This is a genomic window from Gemmobacter sp., from assembly GCF_016792925.1.
GTDB lineage: Bacteria > Pseudomonadota > Alphaproteobacteria > Rhodobacterales > Rhodobacteraceae > Gemmobacter.
Genome location: NZ_JAEULU010000022.1, coordinates 1 through 6,741, shown reverse-complemented (window position 1 = coordinate 6,741; position 6,741 = coordinate 1). Strand labels below are relative to the sequence as shown.

Here is a 6,741-nt window from a genome sequence, read left to right as displayed (position 1 = left end):
CCGCTTTGACGATCCGTATTTCAGCCTGAACGACGGGTTGAGCGAGACGCGCCATGTGTTTCTGGCCGGAAACCGCCTTGAAACGCGGCTGCGCGACGGTTTTCAGGTGGCCGAGCTGGGCTTTGGCACCGGGTTGAACCTGCTGGCCTTGCAGATCCTCTGGGCCGGGATGGGCGCCCCCGGCACGCTGCGCTTTAGCAGTTTCGAGGCCTTCCCGATGCAGGCCGCCGATATCGCCCGCGCGCTGGATCACTTTCCCGAGGCGCGCGCGGTGGCCGACCCGTTTCTGGCGCAATGGGCCGCCGGGCAAACCCGGCTGAGCCTGCCGGGGATCGAGGCCGAGATCGTGATCGGTGATGCCCGCGCAACCCTGCCCGGATGGCAAGGCCGGGCGGATGCGTGGTTTCTGGACGGTTTCAGCCCGGCCAAGAACCCCGAGCTGTGGTCCGATGCGCTGATGGCCTCGGTAGCGGCACATACTGCGCCAAATGGCACGTTTGCGACATATACTGCCGCTGGTGCGGTGCGGCGGGCTTTATCTGCCGCCGGTTTCGCGGTAGAGCGGCAGCCGGGCCATGGCCGCAAACGCCATATGAGCGTGGGCCGCCTGCCCTGACAGGAGGCCGCTTTGGCACGCGCACAACAAAACACCATGCTGGGCATCGTGCTGATGTCGGCCACAGCCCTGATCTTTGCCTTGCAGGACGGCATCTCGACCCATCTTTCCGGCACCTATAACGTCTGGATGGTGGTGATGATCCGCTTCTGGGCTTTTGCCGCCTTCGCGCTGGCGCTGGTGGCGCGGCAGCCGGGCGGGGTGCAGGCTGCGCTGCGGTCCCGCATGCCTTGGGTGCAGTTTCTACGCGGGGCAGTGCTGATCCTGGAAGTTTGCGTGATGATCCTGGCCTTCATCAAACTGGGCCTGATCGAAAGCCATGCGGTTTTTGTCTGCTATCCACTGATCGTGGCGGCGCTTTCGGGGCCGATCCTGGGGGAGACGGTCGGCTGGCGGCGCTGGAGCGCGATTGCCGTGGGGTTTGTGGGCGTCATCATCATCCTGGACCCCGGCGCGGGCGTGTTCAGCATCTGGGCGCTGATGCCGCTGTTCTGTGCGGCGCTGTTTGCGCTGTACGGGTTGCTGACGCGCTATGTGGCGCGGGCGGATGCGGCGATGACCTCGTTTTTCTGGACGGGCTGGGTGGGGGCGCTGCTCATCACCCCGGTCGGGCTGTGGATGTGGGAGCCGATGAGCGGTGCGGATTGGGGCTGGATGGGGCTGCTGTGCTTCACGGCGGCAGCGGCGCATTTCATGATGATCAAGGCTTATGAGGTGGCCGAGGCCAGCGACATCCAGCCTTTTGGCCTGTTGCAACTGGTGTTCATCGCGGGGCTTGGGGTCTGGGTGTTTGACGAGGCGCTGCGGCCGAATGTGGTGGTGGGCGCGGCGGTGGTGATGGCGGCGGCGCTGTTCACGCTATGGCGGGCAAGGGTGACGGCGCGGGGGTGAGCGGTCCCATCCGGGCGGATCAGGAAAAGCACCGCTTTTCCCCGCCCGGTGTAGAAGCGGCACCGCAAGACCATGTCAGCAGAGATGCCATAGGCCGGCGCCAGCCCTGGCGGGTGCGAAGCGCCCGCCGCCCGAAGGGCGGGCGCTGGCCGAGTGCCTTTGGGGCACTCGCCCCAAACGCGGAAACGCCTCCGCGTGACCTCGGCAATGGCCTCGGCCAAGGCGCCGGACTACACCGCGATATTGTCGATCAGCCGCACGCCGCCGATCCAGGCGGCGGCCAGCAGGCGGGCGGGCTGGTCCAGCGTGGTCATCGGCTCCAGCATCGCGGCGCTGCGCAGGTCGAGGTAATCAACCTCGGTAAAGCCCGCCTGACGCAAATCCTCGCGGCCCTGTGCCAGCACTGCTGCCACATCGGCGCCGCCCTTGATGGCCGCAGCCACCTTGCCCATCACCTTGTAAAGCCCCGGCGCCTGCGCCCGGCTCAGCGCATCCAGCCGCACATTGCGCGAGGACATGGCCAGCCCGTCCGCCTCGCGGATCGTGTCGCAGCCCACCACCTCGATGGCGATGTTCAGATCGGCCACCATGCGCTTCACCACCTGAAGCTGCTGCCAGTCCTTCTGGCCGAAATAGGCGCGGTTTGCCTGCGTCATGCCAAAAAGTTTGGCCACCACCGTCGCCACCCCCTCGAAATGGCCGGGGCGCAGCGCGCCTTCCAGCGGGGCCGTCACGCCCTGCACCGCCACGCCCGTGGCGAAACCGGCCGGATACACTTCTTCCGGCGCGGGGGCGAACAGGATGTCGACGCCTTCGGCCGCCAGCATCGCGGCATCGGCCTCCTCGGTGCGGGGATATTTCGCCAGATCCTCGGCATTGTTGAACTGGGTCGGGTTCACGAAGATCGTGACGATCACCCGGTCGCAGCCGCGCTTGGCGGCGCGCACCAGGCTCAGATGCCCCTCATGCAGCGCGCCCATGGTCGGCACCACGCCAACCTGACGGCCATCCTGTTTCCAGCCGCGCACGCGGGTGCGCAATTCAGCAACGGTTCTTAGGGTCTGCATCTCAGGTCTTTGGTTCCTTGGCGGGCAATACATCCGCGAAAGCATGTTCCGGCGCGGGGAAGCTGCGGGCGCGCACTTCGGCGGCATAGGCAGAAATCGCCTCATCCGCCGCAAGCCCCAGCTCTCCGAACCGCTTGACGAATTTGGGTCGGAAATCGGTAAACAAACCAAGCATGTCATCGACGACAAGCACCTGCCCGTCGCAATCCACCCCGGCGCCGATGCCGATGGTGGGGATGCTGAGCGCCTTGGTGATGCGCCCGGACAGGCCCTGCGGCACCTTTTCCAGCACCACCGAGAAGGCCCCTGCCGCCTCGACCGCGCGGGCATCGGCCATCACCTTTTCGGCCTCGCCATCGCGGCCCACCACCTTGTAGCCGCCCAGCGTGTTCACCGCCTGCGGGGTGAGGCCGATATGCGCCATCACCGGCACCCCGCGCGCGGTCAGGAAGGCGATGGTCTCGGCCATATGCTGCCCCCCCTCCAGCTTCACGGCGGGCGCGCCGGTTTCTGCCATCAGGCGGGCGGCGTTGCGATAGGCCTGCGCCGGGCCTTCCTCATAGCTGCCAAAGGGCATGTCGATCACGACCATGGCTTTCTGGCAGCCACGCACGACCGAGCGCCCGTGCAGGATCATCATGTCCAGCGTGACGCCCAGCGTGGAGGGCAGGCCATGCAGCACCATGCCCAGCGAATCCCCGACCAGCGCGATGTCGCAATGGCGATCCACGATGCGGGCCATGGGGGTGGTATAGGCCGTCAGCACCACAAGCGGCGTGCCGCCCTTGCGGGCCAGAATATCGGCGGGCAGCACGGGGCGAAGGGCGGTAGAAGCGCTCATGTCTCTCTTGCTCTCCCTAAACCAAGAGGAATGATGGTGGCGCCTGTATAGCCCCCCCGCCTGTGCCGCACCAGCGAAAGTTCCGCGCTGCACGGCGGCGAGGCCGCGTGATGCCCCGAGGTTACGTCAAATCTGAGGCAGGTGGCGCACCGCCCCCGGGCTTGACGGCACGGCGGGGCTGCGCAGGATGGCGGGCAGCCGCAACCGACCTGCACCCGACCGATACCCGACCGATAACCGAAAGGACAAACCGTGCGCTTCCTCCAGCCTGTCGACCGCAACGCCGTGACCCCCGAGGTGGCGCGGCCCGATCCTGCAAAGGTGCTGGCGGGCGATCCTGTCCACAGCACCTGGAACATCGAGGAACGCGGCACCCTTTATTGCGGGCTGTGGCAATCGACCCCCGGCAAGTGGAAGGTGTCCTATTCCGAATGGGAATATGTGCATATTCTGGAGGGCGTCTCGATCCTCACCGATGCGCAGGGCCATGCCACTACGCTGCGCGCGGGCGACAGCTGGATCATCCGCCCCGGTTTCGAGGGCACCTGGGACTGTGTGGAGACCACGCTGAAGGATTATGTGATCCTTGCCTGAGCCTCTTTCCCTGCCGCCTCTGGCATGACAAACTTGTGGCGGGCCGTTGGGCCTGTTTCTGAGGTAAAGGGTATTGCTCATGCTGTGTCGCGCGCTTGGTCTGGCTGTTGCGGTGGCAGGTTCGGTGTCTGGGGCGCCGGTCGCACAGGCGCAAACCACAACGGGTTCCGCCACCACGGCTCCCACAGCCATGCCCCCCGCGCAGATGGTGCGGGCCGAGGCGCCCGAGGCCATGGTGGCCCTGATGCAGGAGCTGGGCTACCGGGCCGAGCTGACCACTGACGGGCAGGGCGACCCCAAGATCAAATCCGCCGCCGGGGGCGCGAATTTCAGCGTCTATTTCTATGGCTGCTCGGATCATCGCGGCTGCCGCTCGGTGCAATTCTCGGCGGGGTTTGACACCAAGGACGGCAGCGATCTGGCGCTGATGAACGACTGGAACCGCCATAACCGCTATGGTCAGGCCTCGCTGGACACGGAAAACGACCCCTATATCGAGATGGACATCGCGATGCAGGGCGGCCTTCCGCGCGAGCTGTTCGAGGCGAACCTGTCGATCTGGGACAATATGCTGGCCGACTTCCAGCGGCATATCGGCTGGTAAGGCGGCCCCTCAGTCGAGGGGGATCACATCCACCGCCTGCGTGCTGTCTTGCCCGCCCGCCGTGCGGATCGCGCCTTTCACCGGGGCCACATCGGCATAATCGCGGCCCATGGCGACGGTGATGTAATCCTCGCCCGCCCATTGCGCATTGGTCGGGTCATATTCCACCCATCCCTGCGCGGCGCCACACCAGACTGCCACCCAGGCATGCATGGCATCCACCCCCTCCAGCCGGGGCTGGCCCTCGGGCGGGTAGGTGCGCAGAAAGCCCGAGACATAGGCGGCAGGCAGACCCAACGCGCGCAAGCCCGCAATCATGATCTGCGCGAAATCCTGACAGACGCCGCGCCGCAGGGTGAAGGCCTCAACCGGCGTGGTGGTCACATCGGTGGCCTCGGCGTCATAGGTCATCGCCTTGTGCAGGCCACGGCCCACCGCCTCTACCGCCGCGCGGGCGCTGTGTTCGGAGCGGATCAGCGCGCGGGTGAAGGTGGTGATGCCGGGATCGGCGGCAATCCGGGGCGAGGGCGCCAGAAAATGCAGCGGCGCCGCCGGGCCGATGCCGCTGGCCGGCAGCTCGGCCGCAATCGCCCCCGGCGGCGGCGAGAGGTCGGCCAAGGGCGCGGCCAGCCGCTCGGCCGTGGCGCGCAGATGCAGGGTGATCTGGTCCACCGGCTCGTGCCACACCACCGAACTCGTGGCATTGCCAAAGAAATCCACCCCGTCGCGCCGCTCGTCCGGGGGCGGGGCGATGGTCAGCAGCCGGGCGGTCACGCGCTGGTTCGGCCCGTCTGAGGGCAAAAGCCGCAGCATGTTGCGCACATGATCCGACGCCACCTGATAGCGGTAGTCGATGGTCAGGCGGATGTCATAGCGCATCGGAGCTTACCTCAGATACAGGGCGGAGAGCAGGTCGAACACCTCGCCCAGCCGGGCCCGCAACTCTCCCAGCCGCTTCGGCGCCAGATCAGAGGGCCCCCACACCCGCAGATCGGTATCCAGGGTCAGCAGCGCCCGCTCCAGCGTGCCCAGCCGCCCGCCCGCGCCCGCTTGCGGCAGCTTGCCGACATGGTGGCGCATCTGCGCGATCTGATACAGCACCGCGCGCGGGTTCTGCGCCTCCGACAGCAGCAGGTCCAGCACCGTCTCGCGCGAGGGGCCAAAGCGATAGCGGCGCTGATGGGTCATCACGCTGTCGCCCACCTCGATGGCGATCTCCAGCGCGCCGGGGGCGGCCTTGGGATCGGCGAAGGTCTGCAACAGCATCAGCGTGCCATCCGCCCGCTCTTGCGCGCGGCCCAGCGACAGGAAGCGCCAGCCTGCGAAATGATACATGTTTTCATGCACAAGCCCGGAAAAGCCGCTGATCTTGCGCAAGAGGATCGACATGGCCAGCGCCGCATCGTCGCCGTGATCGACCTTGGCGGCCAGCTTGGCTGCGGTCTTCGCCAGATCGTTCAGCGCGCCCCAGCCATCGGGCGAGAAGCGGTCGCGCACCTTGGCCGCCGCCGCGCGGGCCGAGAAGATCAAGCCCGACAGCGCCTCCGGGATCGGGCGGTCGGGCGTCAGGCCAAGGGCGGCCATGAAATCGGCCATGGCCGACAGGCGCGCCTCTTGCGGGTCGCCGGTTTCGGCCAGCCGCAGATGCCAGGCGCGCAGCAGGCGGATGGCGCCCTCGGTCCGCTCGACATAGCGGCCCAGCCAATACAGGTTGTCGGCGGCGCGGGCGGGCAGGATGCCCGGCGGGCTGCGCTCGAAACTGCCGCCCGAGGCCAGTGTGTCGGGCGCCACCGGGCGCGGCGCCACCACCCAGACATCGGCGACCGAGCCGCCCGCCTGCATCGCCAGCGCCGTGGTGTCATCGCTTTTGCCGATGCGGGCATAGCCGCCGGGCATGAAGGTCCAGCCCTGGGCGGTGCGGGCGGCAAAGACCCGGATCGTCATCGGGCGCGGCACCAGCCGCCCCTCGACCCAGGCGGGGGTGGTAGAGAGCGTGACCGCTTCCTGCCCGACCAGCCGCGCCGGATCGCCCGGGGGCAGCCCGCCCGCCGCCGTCCTGCCCCCGGCGGCAAAGGGCATCGCCGGGTCCAGCGCCATGCCGATCACCATGCGCGCGGCATGGGCCTCG

The 6,741-nt window shown here is 67.5% G+C and carries 8 protein-coding genes; 4 read left to right on the top strand and 4 right to left on the bottom strand.

The genetic code is table 11. The features are described from left to right. The coding region (gene mnmD, locus JNN06_RS01300; RefSeq protein WP_291237791.1) for a tRNA (5-methylaminomethyl-2-thiouridine)(34)-methyltransferase MnmD at positions 1–616 on the top strand (616 nt) is incomplete at its 5' end. 36 nt (positions 617–652) lie between these two features. After that, the gene (locus JNN06_RS01295) at positions 653–1,507 is read left to right on the top strand and encodes a DMT family transporter (RefSeq protein ID WP_291237792.1); all 855 of its coding nucleotides are present in this window, start codon (positions 653–655) and stop codon (positions 1,505–1,507) included. 230 nt (positions 1,508–1,737) lie between these two features. Here JNN06_RS01295 and panC read toward each other — a convergent pair whose 3' ends face one another. Then, complete coding sequence (gene panC / locus JNN06_RS01290; protein ID WP_291237790.1) at positions 1,738–2,574, bottom strand: pantoate--beta-alanine ligase; 837 nt, start codon at positions 2,572–2,574, stop codon at positions 1,738–1,740. Between the two features lies 1 nt (position 2,575). Then, complete coding sequence (gene panB / locus JNN06_RS01285) at positions 2,576–3,415, bottom strand: 3-methyl-2-oxobutanoate hydroxymethyltransferase (protein ID WP_291237789.1); 840 nt, start codon at positions 3,413–3,415, stop codon at positions 2,576–2,578. A gap of 252 nt (positions 3,416–3,667) precedes the next feature. On the opposite strand from panB, the gene JNN06_RS01280 reads away from it, so the two are divergent. Next, positions 3,668–4,009 (top strand): cupin domain-containing protein, encoded by a 342-nt coding sequence (locus JNN06_RS01280; RefSeq protein ID WP_291237788.1) that lies wholly within the window; start codon positions 3,668–3,670, stop codon positions 4,007–4,009. A gap of 190 nt (positions 4,010–4,199) precedes the next feature. Next, a complete protein-coding gene (locus JNN06_RS01275; RefSeq protein ID WP_291237787.1) occupies positions 4,200–4,613 on the top strand; it encodes a YbjN domain-containing protein in 414 nt (137 codons plus the stop codon). Between the two features lie 9 nt (positions 4,614–4,622). On the opposite strand, the gene JNN06_RS01270 is transcribed toward JNN06_RS01275, so the two are convergent. Then, positions 4,623–5,492 carry a transglutaminase family protein gene (locus tag JNN06_RS01270; RefSeq protein WP_291237786.1) on the bottom strand — a complete coding sequence of 290 codons (870 nt, stop codon included), beginning with the start codon at positions 5,490–5,492 and terminating at the stop codon, positions 4,623–4,625. 6 nt (positions 5,493–5,498) lie between these two features. Next, positions 5,499–6,741 (bottom strand): alpha-E domain-containing protein (locus tag JNN06_RS01265; RefSeq protein WP_291237785.1); only part of this gene is annotated, 1,243 nt, incomplete at its 5' end.